Source organism: Paenibacillus sp. JSM ZJ436, from assembly GCF_044383795.1.
GTDB lineage: Bacteria > Bacillota > Bacilli > Paenibacillales > Paenibacillaceae > Paenibacillus_AQ > Paenibacillus_AQ algicola.
This window is the reverse complement of sequence record NZ_JBISEO010000002.1, coordinates 208,213-230,935: the sequence shown is the minus strand read 5'-3', so window position 1 is coordinate 230,935 and position 22,723 is coordinate 208,213. Positions and strand designations below refer to the sequence as shown.

At 53.1% G+C, this 22,723-nt stretch carries 22 protein-coding genes; 16 read left to right on the top strand and 6 right to left on the bottom strand.

Going from position 1 to position 22,723, the window contains the following annotated elements:
- Positions 1-42 precede the first annotated feature (42 nt).
- Positions 43-864 (bottom strand): AraC family transcriptional regulator, encoded by an 822-nt coding sequence (locus ACH6EH_RS03415; protein WP_397331120.1) that lies wholly within the window; start codon positions 862-864, stop codon positions 43-45.
- A gap of 140 nt (positions 865-1,004) precedes the next feature.
- Between ACH6EH_RS03415 and ACH6EH_RS03410 the strand changes: the two genes are divergently transcribed.
- The 4 genes from ACH6EH_RS03410 to ACH6EH_RS03395 all read left to right on the top strand — a co-directional run bounded on the left by ACH6EH_RS03410 (position 1,005) and on the right by ACH6EH_RS03395 (position 2,975).
- Positions 1,005-1,778: a sugar phosphate isomerase/epimerase family protein gene (locus ACH6EH_RS03410; protein ID WP_397331119.1), complete on the top strand. Its 774-nt coding sequence runs from the start codon at positions 1,005-1,007 to the stop codon at positions 1,776-1,778.
- 96 nt (positions 1,779-1,874) lie between these two features.
- Positions 1,875-2,465, top strand: coding sequence for a hypothetical protein (locus ACH6EH_RS03405; protein ID WP_397331118.1), 591 nt, complete (start codon positions 1,875-1,877; stop codon positions 2,463-2,465).
- Positions 2,455-2,658 (top strand): hypothetical protein, encoded by a 204-nt coding sequence (locus ACH6EH_RS03400; protein ID WP_397331117.1) that lies wholly within the window; start codon positions 2,455-2,457, stop codon positions 2,656-2,658. Before ACH6EH_RS03405 ends, ACH6EH_RS03400 begins: the two co-directional genes overlap by 11 nt.
- Positions 2,659-2,849: 191 nt before the next feature.
- Positions 2,850-2,975, top strand: coding sequence for an IS3 family transposase (locus tag ACH6EH_RS03395; protein WP_397331116.1), 126 nt, complete (start codon positions 2,850-2,852; stop codon positions 2,973-2,975).
- A 57-nt stretch (positions 2,976-3,032) separates the two neighbouring features.
- Here the strand turns inward: ACH6EH_RS03395 and ACH6EH_RS03390 are convergent, their stop codons facing one another.
- The 4 genes from ACH6EH_RS03390 to ACH6EH_RS03375 all read right to left on the bottom strand — a co-directional run bounded on the left by ACH6EH_RS03390 (position 3,033) and on the right by ACH6EH_RS03375 (position 9,726).
- A complete protein-coding gene (locus ACH6EH_RS03390) occupies positions 3,033-5,603 on the bottom strand; it encodes a glycoside hydrolase family 38 N-terminal domain-containing protein (protein WP_397331115.1) in 2,571 nt (856 codons plus the stop codon).
- Complete coding sequence (locus tag ACH6EH_RS03385; protein WP_397331114.1) at positions 5,600-6,643, bottom strand: ROK family protein; 1,044 nt, start codon at positions 6,641-6,643, stop codon at positions 5,600-5,602. The genes ACH6EH_RS03390 and ACH6EH_RS03385 overlap by 4 nt, the downstream gene beginning before the upstream one ends.
- Positions 6,640-8,502: a class I mannose-6-phosphate isomerase gene (locus ACH6EH_RS03380; protein WP_397331113.1), complete on the bottom strand. Its 1,863-nt coding sequence runs from the start codon at positions 8,500-8,502 to the stop codon at positions 6,640-6,642. The genes ACH6EH_RS03385 and ACH6EH_RS03380 overlap by 4 nt, the downstream gene beginning before the upstream one ends.
- A 156-nt stretch (positions 8,503-8,658) precedes the next feature.
- Positions 8,659-9,726, bottom strand: a complete 1,068-nt coding sequence (locus ACH6EH_RS03375; RefSeq protein WP_397331112.1) for a helix-turn-helix domain-containing protein — start codon at positions 9,724-9,726, stop codon at positions 8,659-8,661.
- Between the two features lie 234 nt (positions 9,727-9,960).
- Here ACH6EH_RS03375 and ACH6EH_RS03370 point away from each other — a divergent pair, with 234 nt between their 5' ends.
- From ACH6EH_RS03370 to ACH6EH_RS03345, 6 genes are all read left to right on the top strand, one after another.
- The gene (locus ACH6EH_RS03370) at positions 9,961-10,821 is read left to right on the top strand and encodes an endonuclease/exonuclease/phosphatase family protein (RefSeq protein ID WP_397331257.1); all 861 of its coding nucleotides are present in this window, start codon (positions 9,961-9,963) and stop codon (positions 10,819-10,821) included.
- Between the two features lie 124 nt (positions 10,822-10,945).
- Entirely contained in the window at positions 10,946-12,370 is a 1,425-nt protein-coding gene (locus tag ACH6EH_RS03365; protein ID WP_397331111.1) for an aspartate ammonia-lyase, read from the top strand.
- A 358-nt stretch (positions 12,371-12,728) separates the two neighbouring features.
- Complete coding sequence (locus ACH6EH_RS03360; protein ID WP_208203594.1) at positions 12,729-13,970, top strand: cation:proton antiporter; 1,242 nt, start codon at positions 12,729-12,731, stop codon at positions 13,968-13,970.
- Positions 13,927-14,589, top strand: a complete 663-nt coding sequence (locus ACH6EH_RS03355) for an NUDIX hydrolase (RefSeq protein ID WP_397331110.1) — start codon at positions 13,927-13,929, stop codon at positions 14,587-14,589. Before ACH6EH_RS03360 ends, ACH6EH_RS03355 begins: the two co-directional genes overlap by 44 nt.
- 56 nt (positions 14,590-14,645) lie before the next feature.
- Positions 14,646-14,963 (top strand): ArsR/SmtB family transcription factor, encoded by a 318-nt coding sequence (locus ACH6EH_RS03350; protein ID WP_397331109.1) that lies wholly within the window; start codon positions 14,646-14,648, stop codon positions 14,961-14,963.
- A 125-nt stretch (positions 14,964-15,088) separates the two neighbouring features.
- Positions 15,089-15,739, top strand: a complete 651-nt coding sequence (locus ACH6EH_RS03345; protein ID WP_138224223.1) for a peroxiredoxin-like family protein — start codon at positions 15,089-15,091, stop codon at positions 15,737-15,739.
- Between the two features lie 75 nt (positions 15,740-15,814).
- On the opposite strand, the gene ACH6EH_RS03340 is transcribed toward ACH6EH_RS03345, so the two are convergent.
- The gene (locus ACH6EH_RS03340) at positions 15,815-16,393 is read right to left on the bottom strand and encodes a hypothetical protein (RefSeq protein WP_397331108.1); all 579 of its coding nucleotides are present in this window, start codon (positions 16,391-16,393) and stop codon (positions 15,815-15,817) included.
- A 233-nt stretch (positions 16,394-16,626) separates the two neighbouring features.
- On the opposite strand from ACH6EH_RS03340, the gene ACH6EH_RS03335 reads away from it, so the two are divergent.
- The 6 genes from ACH6EH_RS03335 (at position 16,627) to ACH6EH_RS03310 (ending at position 22,720) form a co-directional block, all read left to right on the top strand.
- Positions 16,627-16,929: a hypothetical protein gene (locus ACH6EH_RS03335; protein WP_397331107.1), complete on the top strand. Its 303-nt coding sequence runs from the start codon at positions 16,627-16,629 to the stop codon at positions 16,927-16,929.
- A 121-nt stretch (positions 16,930-17,050) separates the two neighbouring features.
- Entirely contained in the window at positions 17,051-17,422 is a 372-nt protein-coding gene (locus ACH6EH_RS03330; protein ID WP_397331106.1) for a hypothetical protein, read from the top strand.
- Positions 17,423-17,750: 328 nt separating this feature from the next.
- Entirely contained in the window at positions 17,751-18,560 is an 810-nt protein-coding gene (locus tag ACH6EH_RS03325; RefSeq protein WP_397331105.1) for a class I SAM-dependent methyltransferase, read from the top strand.
- A complete protein-coding gene (locus tag ACH6EH_RS03320) occupies positions 18,557-19,750 on the top strand; it encodes a pyridoxal phosphate-dependent aminotransferase (RefSeq protein WP_397331103.1) in 1,194 nt (397 codons plus the stop codon). Before ACH6EH_RS03325 ends, ACH6EH_RS03320 begins: the two co-directional genes overlap by 4 nt.
- Complete coding sequence (locus tag ACH6EH_RS03315; RefSeq protein ID WP_397331102.1) at positions 19,743-21,506, top strand: thiamine pyrophosphate-binding protein; 1,764 nt, start codon at positions 19,743-19,745, stop codon at positions 21,504-21,506. Before ACH6EH_RS03320 ends, ACH6EH_RS03315 begins: the two co-directional genes overlap by 8 nt.
- A gap of 5 nt (positions 21,507-21,511) precedes the next feature.
- A complete protein-coding gene (locus ACH6EH_RS03310) occupies positions 21,512-22,720 on the top strand; it encodes an aminotransferase class III-fold pyridoxal phosphate-dependent enzyme (protein WP_397331101.1) in 1,209 nt (402 codons plus the stop codon).
- Positions 22,721-22,723: the final 3 nt, after the last annotated feature.

Below are 22,723 nucleotides of genomic sequence, written 5' to 3'. Positions count from 1 at the left end.
GATGAAACCGCAGATCGAGGGTTTCCCTCACAGGCTCCCGCGTTATGGCAGCGGCTCGGCGGGGAGCGTCATCTGCTGCTTCTTCTCTCTGTACTTCACAGGCGGCATGCCGTATTTGGAACGGAACACCCGGTGAAAATACGAATAGCTGGCAAAGCCGCAGGTTTCTGCAATTTCCTCCAGCGTCATGGAGCTGTATTTCATTCGCTCCACGGCGGCGTTCAGGCGAATTTCCAGCGCGTATTGAATCATCGTTTTGCCATAGCAGGCTTTGAACAGCTGGACGGCCCGGGACAGGCTCAGCCCGACATGCAAGGCCGCTTCCTCCAGCTTGAAGGTGACGGTCGCATGCTCCTCGATAAACCGTTTCAGCCGCAAGGCGGTAAAGGCGGAGCGGTCAGCGGTTTTATTTTCCGTCATTGCCCGGTCTAGACAAAGACACAGCCCCCGCAGCAAATACCCGATCAGCTCGCCATTCTCGCCTTCCAGTCCCCGGCGCTTCTCCAGCAGCAGCTGTCTCCACAGGCCGAGCATATGGTCGTCCATCGGAATGCGGCTGACCCGCTGGCGGTTCATCCTTTTCCACCATTGCTTGATCCACTCTCCGTCACAGAACATATAATAATCGCCGCTCGCCAAACGCCCGTCCTGATCCTCCCGGATTTGCAGCTCGTAAACATCGCCCGGCTCCAGCAGCAGCAGGTCTCCTGCCTGAACATGGTGCTCCTGGCCATTGCAAAATACCGTACATGACCCTTCGGTCTGCAGACGGAACAGATAGGTAGTCAATCCGTTTTTGTGACTCGTATGAAATGTCGCGCTATGGTAAGAATAGTCGCAGATCAGCAGTCTGGCCTCTGGCATGAAATCAACACCTCAATGTAAAAATAAGCAGATAGTTCATGTAGATGGAATATAGTTTATGTTCATTTTAGCTTAAAATACATTATGATGGTACCAGATAGAGCAATCATTTAAACTTTTGAATAGAGGTGTCTTCGCAAATGAGAAAAATGGGTATCGGTTTGCAATTGTACACACTGCGTGACGAAACGGCGGCTGACTTCAAGGGCACCCTTCGCAAGGTCGCAGAGCTCGGCTATGAGGGCGTGGAATTTGCAGGCTACGGCGGTATCCCGGCAGAGGAAATGAAGAGTCTGCTGGACGAGCTCGGCTTAAAGGCGATCGGCGCACATGTGGGACTGCATCTGCTCCGGGAGGATCTGCAGAAGGAGATCCAGTACCTGAAAACCATTGGCGCGAAGTACATGATGTGTCCTTACGTGGCCCCGGAAGACCGGGAAACCGAGGAAGATTGGAAAGCGCTGTTCTCGTTCCTGGAGGAAGCGGGAGCGGAAGCTGCGAAGCAGGGAATGGTGTTTGGGTATCACAACCACGCATTTGAATTTACGGATCAGGTCGGCAGCGAAACCGTATTTGATGCGATGTACGCGGCGACTTCTCCGGAATATGTTCAGGTAGAGATGGACGTATGCTGGGTCCAGTTTGCCGGTCATGACCCGATTGCTTACATCAACAAGTATGCCGGACGCCTGCCGCTGCTGCACTTGAAGGATTTTGACAAGGATGCTGAGGGCAATATCAAGACCCTGGAGCTGAGCCAGGGCGTTGTGGATCTGCCGGCGGTCATCCAGGCAGCCTCGGACGCAGGAACCCAGTGGCTGATCGTGGAGCAGGACGTTTGCCAGAACCCGCCGCTGCAGAGCATCGAGAACAGCATGAACTGGGTGAAGAACAACTATCTGAACCAGTTGTAAAAGTGAATGCAAGTCAAGCCGGCGATCCCGCTGGCGCATGTGCAGAGTTGATTCTGCGGTGCGCCGGCGGGATTTTTGGTGTGGGTGCGGGGGAGCGTGGGTGCGGGTGCGCTGGCGGGCGGGACGAACGCGAAAAAGCGCGTTCGTTCCGTCGCCGAAGCGCCTGCGGCCCCAACGAACGCGAAAAAGCGCGTTCGTTACCCCGCCGAAGCGCCCGCGGCCCCAACGAACGCGAAAAAGCGCGTTCGTTCCGCCGCCGAAGCGCCCGCGGCCCCAACGAACGCGAAAAAGCGCGTTCGTTACCCCGCCGAGGCGCCCGCGGCCCCAACGAACGCGAAAAAGCGCGTTCGTTCCGTCGCCGAAGCGCCCGCGGCCCCAACGAACGCGAAAAAGCGCGTTCGTTACCCCGCCGAAGCGCCTGCGGCCCCAACGAACGCGAAAAAGCGCGTTCGTTCCGCCGCTGAAGCGCCCGCGGCCCCAACGAACGCGAAAAAGCGCGTTCGTTCCGCCGCCGAAGCGCCCGCGGCCCCAACGAACGCGAAAAAGCGCGTTCGCTCCGCCGCCGAGGCGCCCGCGGCCCCAACGAACGCGAAAAAGCGCGTTCGTTCCGTCGCCGAAGCGCCCGCGGCCCTCCGCCGGGTACACCTGCGCCGTGCCGCCGCACCCGTGCACACCTATGGCTGCTGAAAAAATCTCTAAAGTCGATCTTAAGAGAAGAGGAGCTTGGGAGACAGGAAATGAATTTTCTCTCCAATGGAAAAAGCAGCTATCTTTAACGCCAGGCAAAGTTCATGAAACTGTTAGCTCCAACAAGCTGAGTGACGAAGAAAAATTAAAGCATTGGTGGATCTTGGTGTTCCGGCTATTCCTTTTATTTTAGATGAAATGGATGAGGGAAATAAGGAGTTAATACCAGCAGTTCAAATCATTCTCGACGAGGATCATGTAAATTAAATGGCAAGTCATGATGAAGTGGAATGGCTAATGGGGAAAAAGGACGAATTTCAGGAGCTTAAAGCTTATGTATTCACTGAATAAAGCATCCCCAGCGGTGAAATCATTGCTTATCACATGAGTAGCATTGAAGAGGCACAAAGGCGAATGGAGGAATACGTTCACTCCTACAACAAGGGAAGAGCAAAGGGAAAACTAAATAAGCTGACGCCGGTTGAGTACCGGCGTCAGCTTGCAGTCTAGGGCTTTTTTTCATGTCTGCTAAATGCGGTCCTGACCAAACACAGCGGGGGTGATTTCTTAAATGCGGTGCACGGTGAAGCCGCCCGTGGAGGCGTGCAGCGCCTGCACGGCTTGCTCCGGCTTGGCGATGCCGCGGAGTGCTTCCACGGCATAGCGGAACTCGTAAAAACCGCCGAGCGTTGCTTTGAAATTGGTCTCCCAGTAGTTCGTCAGGATCCAAGCATACGTGGATGGACGGCTGCCCTCGGCCTGCATACCGTGCAGCAGGCGAGGCTGCGGATCCAGGGAGCCGAGCTGCACGAGCGGCGTATCCGGCATGGACAGAGCCAGCACGTCGCCTTGCCCGGCGTCCTGCCAGAAAAGACCCTCCTGCACGCTGGTATAATCCAGCAGGCTGTAAGGAAGCTGATCGACCCATGGGCGAACCGGGCTGCCCGCTTTATCTGCATATAGCTCTGCGTCCGCACCCAGCGTAAACGGCAGCGCCACATAAACATTCTCCGCCAGCCATACGCTGTCCTTATGGAAGCGCACTCCGACCTCAACGCGAGGCTGCTGCGTATACATTTTGACGTGCAGGGCGTAGTAGGACATGCCCTTAACCTCAAACACAAACTCTACAAGCGCGAACAGCGGTCCGTTATCCAGCAGCTTCACCCGGGACAGACGCCCGGCGTCCCGCTGGACATTCGGTCCTTTGCGGTTGCGCCCCATGCGGGAGCGGGCGCCTACAACCTGCTGCGCATCACTGAGATCGGCTGCCGGCGTGACCTCATACACCGGTGTGAACGGAGCATGCTTGCGCTCCGGGTCCAGCAGGTCTGCATCACGCTGCTTGTCATACCATGCGGTAATGCCGACGCCCTCCTGCCACTCAATGCGCAGGCTGTCCGATTCCACCGCCTGGCTGCTGAATACGATGCGGCCCTCCGGCGCAGTCGCTTTGCGGACATCGTCCACACCATCCGCCGCGACAGAAGCTATGTTCCGGGCAGTCATGATGCGCTGGGACGGGGAGACCTCGCTGGGATCAACCTGGCGCAGCAGCAGCTTCCGGGATTCTCCCGGTGCCAGTGTCAGCTCCGTCACCAGCTGCAGCGAGCGGGTCGGCTGGCATGCCAGGGTCGAGCCGTCAGCTTCATCAATCAGCTCGTACTGCTTGTCGAGAATGACCATCTCCCAAGAGTCCAGCGGCAGCGTCACCTGCAGCGTGGCTTCACGGGGCTCGGTGTTAATCACCTCGTAGCGCAGCGCCCGGTGCGGAGCCAGCAGGGCACTGCCCCGAGCCGCCAGCGTCTCATCCAGTGCCCGGTGCGCCAGCACGCTTGCTTGAGCGGCATATGCCTGCTTGCGGACCTCCAGCATTTGCACCTGTGGATGCCATGGCTCCCACACGGAGGAATGGTAGCCCCAGGTGTGCTCTGCGTACATCGTCAGTGCCTGGGCCGCCTCCTCTACACGCGCTGCCGAAACCGCCTGATGCTGCGGATCCAGAGACTTGACCTTGCGCAGCGTGCGCTGGGCATCCCGGTAAATCTGAGTATGCATCGCGGTCGACGCTACACCGTCGGTCCACCAGTCCGGCCAGTCGCCGCGGTGCACCGGAATGCCGGAAAGATCCTGCTGCTTCAGCACCGAGAAAAATTCAGTCAGCGTAGTCTGCTGAATCATAATCTGCTCGCCGTACCGGGCGTTCCAGTCCGCAATCCAGGTTGCAATATCACTGTTCGGAGAGGCGTTATCCGTTCCCAGACCCGATACCATAATGGGTACGAAGCCGTACGGATACTCCTCTTGCTCCAGATTCCACAAATAGCGGTTAATCCGGATCTCGGCAATTTCATTGTGAAGCTCTTCCGGCTCCATCAGGTTATGCTGGATTTCATCCCGGGCCATGTACTTGCCGAGCGCATCCGGGCAGAACCCGAGCTCGTTGCCGAACATATAATGCTCGCCGTTCCATACGAGCAGCTTCTCACCGTCTGGCGTTTCCCACCAGAATGGCGTCTGCTTGCGTCCCAGCGGATACATGCCATGGTGCGTGTGAATGCAGGAGAACAGGTGCTGAATGTTGTTCTCAAGCAGGCTCGAGGCATACCCCCAGCTGTAGCCGTTAATGTCGGCGGTCATGGCGCTGTCGATGTGGTGGCCAAAGGTGGCTGCATATTGCTGCGCCTTGCTGTGATTGCGAAGCAGCAGATCGTAATCCGGCAGCTCCGTCATATTGAGATACGTACCGGACAGCTCAATATCTCCCCGAAGGACAGCCTGCTGGAAGGCTTCCTGCTCATCTGCAGAAGCAGACTCCAGAAATTTTTCCACCGCCCAAAAAGTCTCGCAGGTCCACCGGAACGGCTTCCAATCCGGTCGCTCTCCACGGTGCGCGGCTTCGGATATTTTTACGGCCTGACGGATGAAATCCACATGGTACTGCTCAATGCGCTCCTGACGCTCGGTATAGCCAATGTCTGTATGAGAGTGGTGAATGGCGTAGATTGTCCAGGGACGGGAAGGCTTATGATTGTTTTTCGGAATAGCGCTCATCGTAAAATGACCTCCAGTTTCAAATAAATTCGGCTCGGCTCGGATCACCAGCCGCTTCGGTCTTGGCTGTAAAGTGGTTTTCAATCCTGCTCATCTTCTTCAAAAAGCCGATGGATGCCCTGGTACACACAGGACATCGTATCCGGCAGCTGAACCAGGCTGACGCCGCTGGGCGCAAGGATGCGCTGCAGAGCAGCTCTCCACAGTTCCCAGCTGTTGGAGATCTGTCCGCCCAGGAGAATTCGGTCTGGACGGAAATCCATCACATAAGGCAGCAGCATGCTTCCGAGCCGTTCGCCGTAGGAGTGAAACAGCGCCAGGCAAGGCTCATCACCTGCCGCCGCTGCAGCCGCCAGCTCCGCTACATCCATATCAGGCTGCAGCAAGCCTTGAGAGGCGGCTAACTGCAGCAGGCCGCGCCGCCCGAACTGGTCGTCCACGGGCGCTCCCTCAAAGGTCTGTGCATACAGCATTCCGCTCGCAGGCACTCCCTGAACGCCAGCGACGACGCGGCCCCGGTCGATAAACGCGGAGCCGAGTCCGGTCCCGAGCGTCAGGCAGATGAGCCGCTCACAAGGGTACCGCAGGGCTGCCCCTGCCCCGAACATAAGCGCATCATTGCCGAAACGGATGTCGGCCTCAGCCAGCGCGTTCAAGGCCGGCGCCGGAAAAGCTGTTTTCAGCGAGAGAAGCTGCTGCTTCAGCAGGCTTCGAACGGACTGACCATACAAGGCATCGTATTTGCCGACCCCCTGCAGAAGGGCGATGCCCTCCTTGTAATCAAAAGGCCCCGGAAAAGCAAAGCCGATCCCTATCGGATGGGACACTTTCAGCCGTTCGTCCTGCAGCCCCTCCAGTCGCCCTGCATTCAGCCTTCCCTCCAGCCCTTGCTCCTGAGAGAGGTACTGCTCCAGCAGGTCTATACAGGCATGGGCGAATCCGGCGACGATGTGTGCTGCATCGTCCTGGGCGCGGGAAGGCTGCTTCAATTGAATGCCGGGCACACGCTTGCCATTACGCAGCACGGCGCCCTTGAGCATGGTGCCTCCGGCATCCAGGACTAGTGTAAGCTTGGGCCGCACCGCCGAGTCCTTGACACTTGTTCCCGTCACGACAGACGTCACTGGAACTGCGCTCCGCTCAGCGCGCGGGTGAATGGCAGCAGGGGGTGATTCCACTCCGGGCTGACCCGGGCGGCAATCAGCGTGCACGGGCCCTCTGATGCATTCTCCAGCCGATAAGGCCCGAGACTTGCGGGAACAATGTACGCCTCGGCATAGCCCCACTCCACCGCCGCGGATGTTTTGTCTAACGGGATCAGGCGGACCCGCTGGCCCTCTACCAGATTAAACATGACAAACTCACCATTGGTGTCATCGGTCCAGACATCTGTCAGCTTCAGCCGTTTCACCTGAAACAGCAGATCCTCCCGCTGGCCCAGCAGCTCCTCCAGATTGTCGCCCTGGCGCCGAACGGCGACTGGCTTTGGGATCAGGCCATTCTCGGCGGCTTGGGTGTCCATGTCGTTCTTGATGTTCTGGCGGGCATGCCCCGGATTCATCGGGCGCGGCTTGCCATCGGCATCCCGGCGCAAATAATCGTAAATTTTGAACGTAAACCACCACGGGGTCGAGGAGATCTCAAGCACGAGATTGTTCTGTCCGGAGCAGTGCACGGTGCCGGGCGGAATAAGGTAGAGCGCCCCTTTTTCCGCTGTATATTCATTTACATATCGGGGAACATCGAGCGGAACGCTGGTGGCATGAGCTTCCTCCACGGCGTCCAGCAGAATGTCCTTGGTCGTTCCCGTGGTCAATCCCAGATACACCGTCGAGCCGGGCTTGTGCTCCATCACGTAATAGGATTCCTGCTGTGTCATATGCTCATTAAAAACCTGTTCAATATATTGCTGCTGCGGATGCACCTGCACGCTCAAGCGCCCGCCGTCCATCGTATCCAGAAAGTCGAACCGAATTGGAAAATAGTCCCCGAACAGCTCCGCATTCCGCGTTCCCAGAATGGAGCTCGGCGCGGCTTCCATCAGGAGAGGGAAGGGAAGCTCCAGAACCTGGTCCTCCACCCCGATCAGCAGCGTGTTCTCCGGCGCAATCGGCTCAAAGCCCCAGGCGCAGTTGTCCCACTCTTTGGGCAGGTCACACAGCTCCTTCAGATACTGCCCGCCCCAAATGCCCGGTGCAAAAAACGGCTTTACCCGGAACGGCTGGCCCGCCAGCTGATCAAGCATACGATGCAGAGCAGTAACCGGCAGAAATACCGGCTGCTCATCCCGGTTCAGATCCATATAGCAGGCTTCATGACCTGCTGCAGAGAGCTGCCCGAAATGATGCAGCCAGTCCCGGCGGTACGGCTCCCAGACCGGCCATTGCAGGAAATAACAGTCCTTATAGGTTTCAACCTTGTCTGCGGTATTCCCCAGGCCGAAGCTGCCCATACCCTGTGAATGCAGCAGCTGCTGGTTTTCCCGGGAAAGGTCAATATAGTAAGACAGCTGCGGCCAACCCGGGGTCAGCAGAGCGGCACCAGGCCCTGCCAGCACACAAATGTCAATGCCGGGGGCGTTCAAATCCTGCTGGACCTGAGCCAAGGCGTCTTCCCGGAAATAATTCATCGGGCGCACCTCCTGCGCGGTATAGCCGAAAGCCCGGTTATCTGTCAGATAACGGGCCATCTCCTCCCGCAGCTGAGCCTCCGGCTTCAGATAGGCAGCGGTGTGAAGGATGTGCAGTGATTTTTTTTGCTCTATACAGACCTGCTCCAGCGCAGAGGTCAGACTCTTGAAATGCGCGCCATGGGTCCCGTCGAGGCAGACCCGAAGAGGGCCGGCAGGCTCCGGATGATCCGCGCCCGTTAGAATATGCGCTGTGAAAGCGTCGATGCCGCTTTGCAGCTCGTTAACGAACTCCGGTGATTTTAGCCGATTAATGGGGTAACGGTTAAATGATGTGTGGGAATGCTGCTCCACAATAACTCCCTCCTTCTGCAACAATCGCGTATAGGTTCATTGTAGAAGGAGAGCAGCAGAGCGTCTTTGCAAAAAGAGGATCTGTTTTTGTAATATCAGGACATGGAGAGTGCAGAGTCTGAATCCGCAGCCTTTCTCTGGAGAAGGGGAGAGAGGCTATGGACTGTCGTTGCCGGAAGAAGGGAGATTACTGTCCTCCGCCTTAGGAGAGAAGGGCGCGCTCGCCCGGTCCCGGGAATCGAAGCGTCCTTCCGTGAATTGGGAACGCCGAAAGCGGGCGGGGCTGACACCGAGCTTAATCGTAAAGATCCGGGTAAAATAATGTACAGACTCAAACCCGCACAGCGCAGAAATCTCCTTGATCTGAAGCTCGGTGTGGAGGAGAAGCTGCTTGGCTCGTTGTACCCGCTGCTCCTGTACATAATGGACGAAGGATTGCTGCCTGAATTTCCGGAAGCTGCGGGTCAAATGCCGCGGGGTAATATGTAAATAGCCGGCGACCCGTTCCAGAGACAGCGCCTCGCCCAGATTATCTTTAATGAACAGCTCGGCTTGGCGCATCAGCATTCCGCCTTCCTCGGCGGGGCCGGGTGGTGAGGCCTGCTGCGGCTTGGGCGGACTATGCCCCTGAATCAGAGCGAGGAGGAGCGAGAGAGCCGTGCTCTGCAGCAGCAGGGGCGGCACCCCCGCCTCGGAACGCCCCGGCTGAAACCAGGACAGCAAGGAATGCCATAGCATGACCGCCGGCTGGGCGGCCAGGCTTCCGCCGGGAAGCACGCAGATGCCTTCCGCTGCGAGCCTGCTGAGGGCACCGCGAAAGGCGTCTGAGCCGCCGGACCCTGAGGCGACGTCTGCCGGGCCCTTCACAGCTGTCGCTCCAGAACGCTCTCTCGGGGGAGAGAGCAGCTCGAAGGCGACATAGCACAAGGCAAGACCGTCCCGGCTGCGGATCTGGTGCGGGATGCCGGGGCGGGAGAGAAACAGGGCTCCGGCCTCCAGCGGGTGCTCGGTATCTCCTTCAATATAGGAGCCGGTGCCGTCCAGCACATAGCACGCTTCGAAGAAGGAGTGCTTATGCTCCGTATTATCGAAATGCTGCGGCATAAATCCCCAGTAATGCACATGAAGCGCAGCTTCGGGATGGATGATCTGCTGCAGGGTCACGTTCAGCAGGGCGTTTGCTTTTTTGAACCCTTGAATGAGGGCAATGGGGGGGCTTGTCACGGGCGAACCTCTCCTTTAGGGATCACTCGCCTGGGCGCAGGCGGCTTCGGATTCTTTAACGGGTCATGCTCTCGTATCCAAAGTGTAAACGATCCTGTTTCAGCAGGAAAGGGCGGCATGTGCAGGGAAGCCTTCAGGAGGGACAGCAGATCCTTCTATAGTCTGAACTCTGTCTCGTAAGGGCATAAATAAAACATTTCAATCTAAACGACAGCAGGTGATATTTTGAAGCTAATGACACTGAATACTCATGCATGGCAGGAGGAGGCGCAGCGGGACAAGATCAGGCAGCTGGCCCATTTTATCAAGGAGCAGTCGGTAGAGCTTGTGGCGCTGCAGGAGGTCAACCAGGGTATGAACACGCCTTTGGTAAAAACTTGCGAGCTGGAGCTTTATGCTCCAGTCGAAGAAGGGGTACCGATCACGGAGGATAATTATGCCTATGTGCTGCAGCAGGAGCTGCAGGGTCTGGGCCTCTCTTATTACTGGACCTGGGTGCCGGTGCATGTCGGCTTTGCTGTATATGATGAGGGATTGGCCGTACTGTCCAGGAGTCCCATTAAGGAAGCCTGGTCCCATCATGTATCGCAGCTCCGTGATTACGAGAGCTACCGTACCCGCAAAATCCTTGGCGTAAGAACCTGTCCACAAGGGGAGGACACCTGGTTCGTGAACGGACACTATGGCTGGTGGGAGGATGAGGAGCCGTTTCGCGGGCAATGGGATCAGACAGAAGAGCGATTAAAGCCGTACCGGGATGGACCGCTGTACGTGATGGGGGACTTCAATAATGTCGCGCAGATACGTCAAGAAGGCTATGACTATATTTTGCAGCATGGCTGGCATGACCTGTACACCTTGGCCAGGGAGCGGGACGAGGGATTTACCGTGCTCAAGAACATTGCCGGCTGGGAGAACAACAAGTCTCCACTCCGCATCGACTACATCATTTCCCATCTTCCGGTAGAGGTGAAGAGCCATTACGTGGTGATGAACGGGGAGCGGGGAACGGTGGTGTCGGATCATTTTGGCGTGCTGGCTGAGGTTGCAGACCGACAAGATGGATCTCTTGCGCATAGTATAGAAGAACAGTAATAGCTGGACTTGAAATTGCGGCGGGAGCAATAAAGGAATCTGTCTGTAGGGATCGAATGTATATGTAACCGGCCGTGTCAGCTTTTGGTCCGGAAATGAAATAAAAAAGGTTATGGTGATGTCAATGACAGACGTAAATTACCGGTTAGAGAAGGATTTTCTGGGGGAAAAGAAGCTTCCGTCCGAGGCGTACTACGGGATCAATACCGTTCGCGCGGTAGAGAATTTCCCGATCAGCGGGGTGCCCGTCCATGCGGAGCTGATCTCCGCTCTGGCAGAAGTGAAGAAGGCTGCAGCACTTTCAAATATGCAGCTGGGGCTGCTGCCGAAGAAGATCGGAGAAGCGGTCATCACGGCTGCTGACGAGATCATGGCCGGTCAATACCGTTCGGAATTTATCGTCGATTCTATACAGGGGGGTGCAGGCACCTCCATAAATATGAATATGAATGAGGTTCTGGCGAATCGGGCGCTGGAGCATCTGGGCAAGAGCAAAGGAGATTATTTTCACTGCAGCCCGAACAACCATGTCAATATGTCCCAATCCACCAATGATGCGATCCCGACGGCCATCCGGATTGCGGCTTACCGGCTGGCACATGAGCTGCTGGCGTCATTCCGCAGCCTGGTGGAGGGCATTGAGAAGAAGGCAAAGCAGTTCGATCATGTGATCAAGATGGGGCGCACCCATCTGCAGGACGCGGTTCCCATCCGCCTGGGACAGGAATTCGGTGCCTATGCTAGAGTGCTGAACCGCGACATTGTGCGGATCGAGCGGGCCACAGAGGGGCTGCTGAAGATTAATATGGGCGCAACGGCGGTCGGTACCGGGCTGAATGCACCGGTAGAGTATATGGACAGCGTCGTTTCCCGGCTGCAGGAGCAGACCGGAATTCCGCTGGCGCTGGCGGATGACCTGGTAGATGCGACGCAGAATACGGATGCCTATCTGGAGCTTTCCGCAGCCTTGAAGGTGTGCGCCGTAAATATCTCCAAAATGTGCAATGACATCCGGATGATGGCCTCCGGCCCGAAAGCCGGCTTCAACGAGCTGCTTCTGCCCGCCCGTCAGCCGGGGTCGTCGATCATGCCGGGCAAGGTGAACCCGGTCATGGCGGAGGTTATGAACCAGATTGCGTTCCAGGTTATGGGCAATGACCACACCATTTGTCTGGCCTGCGAGGCGGGACAGTTCGAGCTGAACGTGATGGTGCCGGTGGCGGCAAACAATCTGATGCATTCCATCAAAATAATGAAGAACGGCATGGAGGTCTTCCATCAGAACCTGATCCAGGAGCTGGAAGCTAATATCGAGCGCTGCCGCCATTATGTCGATACGAGCTACGGTATTATTACGGCGTTGAATCCGCATCTGGGGTACGATGTGGCATCCCGGCTTGTGAAGGAGGCACAGCAGACCGGGCAGAGCGTGAAGGAAATCATTCTGGAGAAGGGGCTGCTTACCGAGGAGCAGATTGCTGTCATTCTGGATCCGTATCATATGACCTCTCCAGGCATTGCAGGTGAGCAATTTTTGCTGAACCAATAGACAGCGAAAGATCCAGGCTTTTCGGCGCTAGCCGGGGGCCTGGATCTTTTATGTGCGCCTGGCATGGGCAATAATTTGGTGGTGAGGTCCACCATGGAGGAAAAGAAAGCGACGATTCGACGAGTAAATTAAAACCCATTTACCTTCGCGATATTAACGCCAGCCCAGATCGTGCCATGAGAAGGAACAGTGAGTAGTTTAGAGAATACGTTGGCCTTCGCGAGTTGTGCAAATACCCGTTCTGGATTCTGGATGTTCACCATTTCATGTATAAACTCTGCACCGGTTTCCTCAACAGGGGCTGCAAGAAGGTGGTACAATGTTTATATATACATATCAAGCAACAGGAGGTCACGGCATGTTTCATGATATTTTTATCCAGCTGCTCGTGCTGCTGGCGGTATCGGTCGGAGTCATTGCGATTGCCAAAAAAATCAACTTGACCTACTCTATCGCTCTCGTCATCGTCGGCTTGCTGCTGGGCGTCACGAATGTTCCTTTCCTGGAGGAAGCGGAGGCGTTTATTACCCAATCGGACGTGTTTCAGGCCATTGTCATTTCCTTGTTTCTGCCGATATTGCTCGGAGATGCTACGCTGAAGCTGCCCTTCTCGCATTTGCGCGAGCAGAGCAAGCCGGTCCTGGCACTCGCGCTTTGCGGGACGCTGTTATCCTTCCTGATCGTGGCACTGACCGGTCACTATGTGCTGGGCCTTCCGCTCGCGGTCGCGTTTACCTTCGGGGCGCTCATGAGCGCTACCGACCCGATCAGTGTCATCTCTATTTTTAAATCACTGGGTGTTCCCAAAAAGATCGTCACCATCATCGAAGGCGAGTCGCTGTTTAATGACGGCATTGCCGTCGTGCTGTTTCAGATCTCGTCCGTGTATCTTCTGACCTATCTGGAGATGGGATGGGCCGGGCTTGGCAGCGGCCTGCTGCTGTTCCTGAAGTTCAGTCTGGGCGGGATTGCGGTAGGTGCGGTGCTGGGTTTCCTGTTCTCGCAGCTGATCCGTCTGTATGATGACTATCCGCTGGAGATTGCATTTTCCATGCTGCTGTTCTTCGGCAGCTACTTTATTGCGGAGCATTTTCATGTATCCGGCGTCATTGCCGTGGTCGTGGGCGGTCTGATCTTTGGCAGCTACGGCTCTCGCATCGGAATGTCGCAGACGACGGAGACGAATATTAACTCGTTTTGGGATGTGGTGACACTGGTGGCGAACTCGCTGATTTTTCTCATGGTCGGCCTGGAGATCAAAAACATTGATTTCACCGACAAATGGGGCCTCATCGCAGCTGCTGTGGTTACCGTGGTGGCTGCCCGTACCTTTGCGCTTTATGTAAGCCTCTCCTGGCTAAAGGATTTCTCCGGCGCATGGAAAATTATCCTCAACTGGGGCGGCCTGAAGGGCAGTCTGTCTATTGCGCTCGCATTGAGCCTTCCCTCAAGCTTTGAGGGCCGGGAGGATGTGCTCGTCCTGACGTTCAGTGTTGTGCTCTTCTCGCTGCTCGTGCAGGGCTTATCCATCAAGCCGCTGGTGCTGAAGCTGGGACTTGGCGGACAGAAAGGCGGTGCAGCAGACGATGTCGGAGCATGAGCTGCTGGATATCTACGATCGCAGCATGAACTGGCTGGGCACCGAGACACGGGAGAAGGTACACCGGGAAGGGTACTGGCATCAGACCTTTCACTGCTGGGTTTACGGTTCGTCCGGTGATGAGGAAGACGGCCTGCTTCTGCAGCTGCGCCATCAGGATAAGGATACCTTTCCGGGGTATCTGGACATTTCCTGCGCTGGACATTTGCTCGCCGGAGAGAAGATCGAGGATGGCGTGAGAGAGCTGGCGGAGGAGCTGGGCGTGACCGCGGAAGTACAGGATCTCGAATACTGTGGTCAGGTACGGCAGGATTACGTCGACGGGAAGCTGAAGGACCGGGAAATGACACATATTTATATCTACGAATGCGGTCGGCAGCTAGAGGAGTATGATTTTCAAAAAAGCGAAATTTCCGGGCTGTTCCGCCCCACGATTCAGGAATTCATGGAGCTGATCTCCGGCCGCCGCGACAGTGTGGTGATGAAGGGCGTTCTCTACGATGAGACTACCGGGGAGCTGCGCTCTGTCAGCCGCAGAGTAAGCGCCGAGGACATCACTCCTCAAACGCCAGAATACTACGAGGTGCTGTTTCAGCGCTTGGCCAAGGATCCAGGCTGATCTGCGGCATGTGGCGACAGAAAGCTTCGCTTTAGATTGGAGGTGCAATGCCATTTATGAAAAATTTATATCACCCGCCGCTGGAGACCATCCCCTATTCCAAGGTGCTTCAGGCGCTAAGTGAGCCCAACCGCATACGAATGGTACGCTGCCTCTACCACAGTGGAGAGAACAACTGCACGGCGTATTCCAATTCTCTTATGCTGAACAAATCTACCGTGTCCCACCATATCAAGATTCTTCGCGAGGCCGGCCTTATTCAAGGCCGAATTGAGGGGAAGGAGCATATTTATTCTCTTCGCAAGGAGGAGATGAACGGAAAATTCCCTGGGCTGCTGGAATCGCTGGTCTCGGTTAAAGACGAAGATATTTAAATGGGTGTTGGGGCAACCTATCTGCGGCAGACTGCTGCCGAATTTGAATCCTGGCGTAAAACATGCTATGGTATCTATGTTCGATAGTTATCGAATTATAAAACCTTAAAGGAGGCCCCGCATTCATGGATTTAACAGCAGAATTGACCAAGGCAAGAGAAGGCTTTATGGCTAACGCACCGCAGGAGGTGCTGGACAGCGTAGAGGCGGCAACGAAGGAGTTAATTGAATCTGGCGTGGCCACCGGTCTTCAAGTCGGCGAGGAGGCCCCGGATTTTGTGCTGCCGAACGCAGCCGGAAACCAGGTTTCTTTATATAAACAGCTGGAGAAAGGCCCTGTCGTGCTGACGTTTTACCGCGGCGGCTGGTGCCCGTATTGCAATCTGGAGCTGAAAGCATACCAGAACGTGCTGCCTGAGCTTCAAGCGGCCGGAGCGTCCCTGATGGCGATCAGCCCGCAGAAGCCGGACGCGTCTCTCTCCACAAAGGAGAAGAACGAGCTGTCCTTTGAAGTGCTCAGTGATGATACCTATGAGGTAATCAAGGCGTACAATCTGTACTTTACCCTGCCGGATCAGCTGATCCGCACGTACTCTGACAAGTTCAACATCCAGCTGTCCGAGTACAACGGCACTGACGAGCCATGGAGCCTGCCGGTACCGGGTACCTTCGTCATCAACACCGACCGCAAAGTCGTGCTGGCCAGCTCCAACGCCAACTACACCGAGCGTCTGAACCCGGCTGAGGTCGTCAGCTTTCTGAACAATCATAAGTAAGAAGCGCCGCTAGCGCGGTGAGAAGGAAGGGCATCCGGAGGGACAATGACATTTAGTTAAGGTCTTGGACCAATATCACGAAAAAGAGCAGGTTATCGGAAGATAGCCCGCTCTTTTTCGTGCGAAAAACAAAAAAACTTGATAAGCAGTTGGAAGTGTGCGGCGAAGCCCCTTGAAAAACGAGTTGCTCATAGCGTCGTTTATGCTTTCCCAAGCAGGCATTGCTGCAACCATTCCAGCTATGGCTAGAGTGTATACTGCACCGGAAAAATGGTAATCATCAACAGCATTGGCAATCTGAGTTGCATAAAGTTTAAAGTCAGAGAGTGTTGAATTATTAGTGCTGTTTTTAAATATCCAGGCTTCTTTATAAACATTTTCTACTTCTTGAAGATTAAAAGAAGCTCCTGAACCGGTATATAAGTAACATTGTGTATGATAGTCGCAGTTATAATTCGTATACTTCCAGTGACCCTCTTTGTTCATAGTAGTTATTTTAGGTTCCTCAACTTCTTCGACGTTGACAAGTTCTCCGTTTACATAGTTGTTTCCTTCCGAATCGGTTGCAAATACATTAATACGAGTAGTACCTTTAATTTCATCTTTAAACTGTACTTGCTCAAAACCAGTTCCATGAAATGTAAATAGAGACATACTTAACTCTCAAGCGTAAAATAGAAGTACCACCAACTACCTACGCAGGAGAGAGAAGATATGTCTCATACGAATACGTTATCACAGCATGGCCATTGGAACAACTACTTTAAACACTGGAAGCTCGCCCTTTTTTTCACTAAACCAGCGCTTCGTCACAGGCTGTGGACACCATACAAGGAGCTTCGTTCCAGTATTCTCATCTTAAAGGCGGAAATGTCTATGGCCACACGGTGGTTCAAACGCTACTTCGTACAGGCGATGAGGTATATCCATTTGCTTTGGAACGTTACGATCCTGAAGGAAAGAGCAAAATTGATCTGGCCTGCGACATCATTCAATCTGTTCGGACGTCCAATCAGCCGACCTACGTGCTGATGGATTCTTGGTATCCGTCGTCTACGGTGCTTCAATGCAGTGTAAAACAGGGCTTTCATGTCATTAGTGGTTTAAAAACCAATCGCATCTTCTATCCTCAAGGTATTCGGCAGTCGCTCAAAAATTTTGCTTCCTATAAGCTCGAAATCGGATACTGATCTAGTGACCATCGGCTCCTCCGCTTATTAGGTGTATCGCTATGAAAGGAAGTTAAATTGGATAGAGAATTCTGTGCTGCTACTGTGTTGGGAAGAAAGTGACGAACTGGATCCTAAACGAATGAAGGCATTTTTAAGCACGGATGTCGCACTGACAAACGAAGAAATTCTAGGCTATTACAGCAAGCGCTGGGCCAATGAAACCTATTTCCGAACCGCCAAGGTTCAACTGTCGATGGATCGCTACCAAGTTTGTTCCACCGAAGCGATTGATCGTTATCTGACGTTACTCATGTTCGCTTCGATGTGCTGCATCTATGCTGGGCAGACGAATTTAATCTATGGCATACAACGCTATCGCTCACAAAAAAGGCAGAGCATAATTGAGTATATTTACTACCAAACTCAAGCCGGAGCTACCCTAGTTGAAATTAAAACGGAGCTCAAAGCTGCACAGGGATCCTGTCGGATTTTTAAACTTACAAATTATTGAAGTTGTTATTGGCAAGTGCAGTTATTAAATAATAGTCGGTGTATTTAAAACCTCGATAAACAGCCTAATGCAGGACAATTTTAACATTTCTCCGTTGAAGATTTAAAACTAACGGGGTTTTATTTTATTGCAGCAAGGTGAAAGGGTGCAAGTCTCAGCAATGGGTACAGTTCTTGTTCTTTAGCGGTACATGTAGAGGGACAAGAATATATTCCCTTTTGCTAAATTGTTAAAAGTTGCTCCCAGCTTCAGCAACTTTAACAATAGTATACAAGTCACCATTTCAATAATATGAAATTAACCAAGGGAGGATAAAAGGAGGCGGCTAATGATGAGCCAACAAGCATTAAACAGAGCAAAGATGCCGCAAAGTACTAACCGGATCTTGAACAGCAGGTCCATACACCACTCAAACAAACGGTTGAGCGAATTAGTCAAGCCAGGCATGCACATACTGGACGTTGGTTGCGGAAGCGGAGCGATAACCTACGGCATTGCAGAACTGGTTGGCCCTGGCGGCAAAGTCGTTGGTATAGACAGCAGCGAAGCATTAATTATAGAAGCAAAGGAACGGTACCGGCATATTCCGCAGCTGTCGTTTGAAGTGATGGATATTTATCAGATGGGTTATGAGGCAGCCTTCGATATTGTCAATGCCTCCCGTGTACTTCAATGGCTGGATCAGCCCGAGTTAGCGCTACAGCGAATGATTCGGGCAGTAAAGCTGGGAGGAAAGGTGTTGGTGCTTGATTATAATCATGAAAAGCTCCGCACAGAACCGGAGTTTCCTGCATCCATGGTGCATTTCTATCGCAGGTTTTTAGATTGGCGGAGCGATGTTGGAATGGACAATGCCATTGCGGATCAGCTGGAAGTTTATTTTAAGCAAAATGCATTAACTCAGGTGAGCGTAACGAATCAATCGGAAATAAGCGTCAGAGGATGGGAAGGTTTTGAAACCGCAGCGGGAATTTGGGCGGAGGTTGCTGCGAGCCGGGGGCATCAGCTAGTAGAGGATCAATATTTAACAGAGGCAGACCGCTCGGCAGCGGAGCAAGATTATCGGGAATGGGTTCGCGAGCTGGCGATGGAGCATGAAATGTATTTACTCGCTGTTGAAGGGGTTAGAGTTATATGAGCGCAGTGTTTGACCAAGTCACACGATCCGAATCGGAGAAAAACTATTTCGACAAAATTGATGAGCAGATCAAAGCGGCCAAACGCGCAGGCAAGGCTGTTTTTGATTTGAGTATCGGCGAGCCAGATCTCCCTCCTCCGTCTCAATTCTGGGAAGAACTTGCTCTTGGATTGAATCAAGATGGAGCTTGTGCTTATCCTGCACTCTATGGTGAGGATTATTTACTGAACAGTATTCAAGACTGGTATCGAGTTAAATATAGCACAACCTTAGATCGCCATGAGCATGTACTGCCTCTTCTGGGGGTGAAAGAGGGGATTGCTCACCTAGCTCTCGGTATACTAGAAAAAGGAGAGTACGGCGCATACGTAACGCCCGGTTATCCTATTTACAAGCAAGCGATCCGTATGGCTGGAGGAATCCCAATTGCATTGCATACGATGTTCGATGAAAATTATTTTCCTGATTTAAAGAAGATTGGCTCTCGACCCGTTCGGCTATTGTATATGAATTACCCGAATAATCCTACTGGAACGGTCCTGACAAAGGAGTCGGCAGAGCAGCTTGTTCAATGGGTACGTAGCCATAACATATATTTATGCCTAGACCGCGTTTACGGGAGGATTTCAAAAAGCGAGATATTTGAGGATTACTCTATCCTTAGCGTTCCGGGGGCAATGGACTGCTGTATAGAAATGCATTCGTTCTCCAAGGACTATAATCTTCCTGGGATACGGCTCGGCTTTGCTGCAGGCAATTCGCATCTTATTCAAAAGCTGAAGCAGGTGAAGACGCTTACTGATGTTTCCGTCTTCAAGCCTGTTCAGTATGCTGGAGCGCGCCTGCTTCAAGCAGATCGGAATGGCGAGCTGGAATCGTACTTCGAAGCGAACAACAGTTGCTATTCGCGCAGGTTCAGAATTATAAGTGAGATTCTCGACACGCATCGTATCAAGTACTTTCAGGGAACGGGCACCTTCTTTGTCTGGTTTGAGATTCCGTCGCTTTTTAAGGATGATCACAGCTTTTGCTCTGATCTTTTCGAACGAACAGGTGTTCTGCTCGTACCGGGCAGTGAGTTTGAGGAGGAAACCGGCAGATGGTGCAGGCTGACCCTGTCTAAGCCAGACGAAATGATTATGTGTTGTGCCGCTCATCTGGATGACTTTTTAGGGGGCTGTAATGGATAACGAATTCGTAAAAGATATTATATCGATTTGGTTGAAAAAGTTGAAGGTAGACCGCTTATTTGGAATTCCTGGAAGCTATGTGCTGCCCCTTATTGACTCGGCAGCTCGCCATGAGATCCCGTTTATTTTGTCCCAGCATGAATATGGTGCGGCGCTAATGGCGGACGGTTATGCCAAAGCTACGGGGAAAGTGGGGTGTGTCATTACAACAACAGGTATAGGGGCAACGAATGCATTAAGCGGAATATACAATTCCTATTCGGACTCCCAGCCCGTGCTTTTCATAACAGGGCAGGTTCCGACCAGCCAATTTGGGAAAGGAGCTCTGCAGGAATCGGCTGGAATCGGACGTTCGATTCATATGGAAGAGTTTTTCGCCAAAGTGACGAAGCTTTCCAAAATGGTGACTAGCGCAGAAGAGGTGCTGGATTCGCTACAAGTTGCTGAGCATGCCCTACTGGAAGGGAGAAAGGGGCCGGTTCATCTTTGCATACCTATCGATGTGCTACAAACACGTATACCATTCTTCGGGCTCAAGCCGTCACTCACCCGTTCATTGCCGGTTATGCCTGAAAACACTATAAGGGAAATTCATAGATTAACAGAGGGATCAGAGAAGCCTCTCTTGCTGCTTGGAGCGGGCTGCCAAACGGACGAAGTGGCCTCGATAGCCAAGCGTCTAGCTGATAAAGGCATACCAGTTGCAACAACTCTCCGGGGAAAGGGGATCGTGGACGAGGCGCATCCCTTAGCTTTAGGCTGTGTGGGGATGTACGGCGATTCAAGCGCGAACTATTATTTGGATCGCCATGCAGATCTGCTGATAGCGGTAGGGGTTTCGATGAGCGAATTTACTACGCAGTGTTGGGACCCGTCATTCTCCAAGCCGCGGCTTGTTCACGTCGATATTGATCAGACGCAAATCGGTAAGAATTATGAACCGGATCTGGCTGTCCATGCGGATGCGCAGGCGTTTCTGACGGTTCTGCTTCAGGCGGCCGGTGAGCATAAAAAGGGCCTGAAGTTTGCGGAGGAGGCGGTGCGAGCAACCAAATCAAAGTTTGATGCTGCCAGAGCACAGAGAGTCGTCCATTCGGAAGAAGAAGGGAAGCTTCACCCTGTGGAAGTAGTTGAGCTGATCCAAAAAGCTATACCGGCTGAGCAAACGGTTTGGGTCTCGGACTCAGTGACATGGACGGAAACCCATCTGAAGCTTTCCGGTGCCAACCGTCATATTGAAGCGGTGAACCAAGCCTCGATTGGATATACACCAGCTGCCGCAATCGGTGTGAAGGTAGGATTGCCCGACCGCTATGTGGTCGCTGTCTTCGGAGACGGAGGATTCAGGCAAACTGCAATGGAACTGGCCACGGCAGTCAGCTACAACATTCCGGTTCTATGGGTGAATTTAAACAATGAGAAGTATGGATCGATTTATGCTGCTCAGAAATCTTATTACGATGGAAACATTGTCGGAACAACCTATGCCCCCATAGATTTTGTCAAGTTCGGTGAATCCCTGGGTGTAGAAGCTATGCTAATTGAAAGTCCCGAGGCCCTGGAAGAGGCATGTGAATCTTTTCGGCACCATGAACGTCCTTTACTACTGGATGTAAGAATAAACGATGCGGTTCCAGTGGCTAAAGCCAGGCAGCTGATTCGCTATCAGCAGTGGAAGCTGACCAAGCCGACGAGAGAACATTCGTCTAGCGAGGATTTAAAGGTACTGAACCAGCTTATTCAAAATCGATATTAAGAGGAATGATGAACGTGTCACTAAGTAATTTTGACGAGAAGTCGATATATGGTAAAAACCTGACGCTGGTTACGGCTCATAACGAAACGCTAGTGCTTCGCGATGAGCATGGGGATTTGAGGACTTACGTGGATATGATGAGCGCTTATGGCTCTTGCAACTTTGGTCATTGCAACAGCCAAATTGTTCCGTTTGAAGCCTATCCCGCAGATATTGCGGCTTGCTTCTATCCGGAGGAAGCAAAGGACTTCAGCGAGTGGTTGACTGGCAAATTAAAGTTGCCTGAGCATGAGGTGCTCTACCAGGTGGGAGGCAGTGCAGCTGTATCTGCAGCAATTTCGATTGCGCAGCGAATAAAACAGGGAAAGGTGGCATACCTGAGCGGCTCCTTCCATGGACTGGGATTGGACGCATTGAGCATTACCAACACGCATAAAACGCATGCCCTGCAATATACCGGTCTGCTTAACGCATTAGCTCCGTACGGTGTAGAAATTCCATTCGGGCATGAGGTTTATATTAATTGGTCGGACATTTCCTGCTTTGTTTTTGAACCCATTCAGGGAGCTAACGGTTATATTCCGCTTGACCGGCAGTGGCTGAACCGGCTGATCGATGCAGCTCAAGAACATGGTGTTGTTGTTATAGCAGACGAAATTCAATGCGGGTATTATCGGCATGGTAGCCTGAGCATGGCACAGCAGCTCGAACTCCAACCGGATATACACTTATTTAGCAAATCAATGACCAATGGGCTGTATCCATTCTCGGCAGTGGTGTATCCGAAGGCCTATGCGGAGCAGATTCAAGAGGATTTGTTTCTGGCGCATACATTCCAGACCTCGGCGCTTGGATGCTACGCTTCAATGTCAGTGGCTCGATTTATCGATGCGAACAATATCGAGGAACGATGCCGCATCGTAGAGGAATTTCTATTGAACTTCGGTCGACAAGTGTCCAGATTTGAGCAGGTAAAGAAGCTGTACGTAACAGGTCCTACTTTATCCTTTGAGATGGAAGGCATTCGAGGAAAACAACTGGTGCAGGCCTGTATGGAGAAGGGGATTCTTATTTTTACCGGTGGGGCAAAAGGTGAGCGGGTGAGAATTGCTCCGCCAGTCACAATAACTCCGGAAATGTTGGAACATTCCCTCAGCGAAATCCTTGATAGCATTCAATCACTTGTATTAAAGACTGGGCATTCTTTGGTCTGAAAG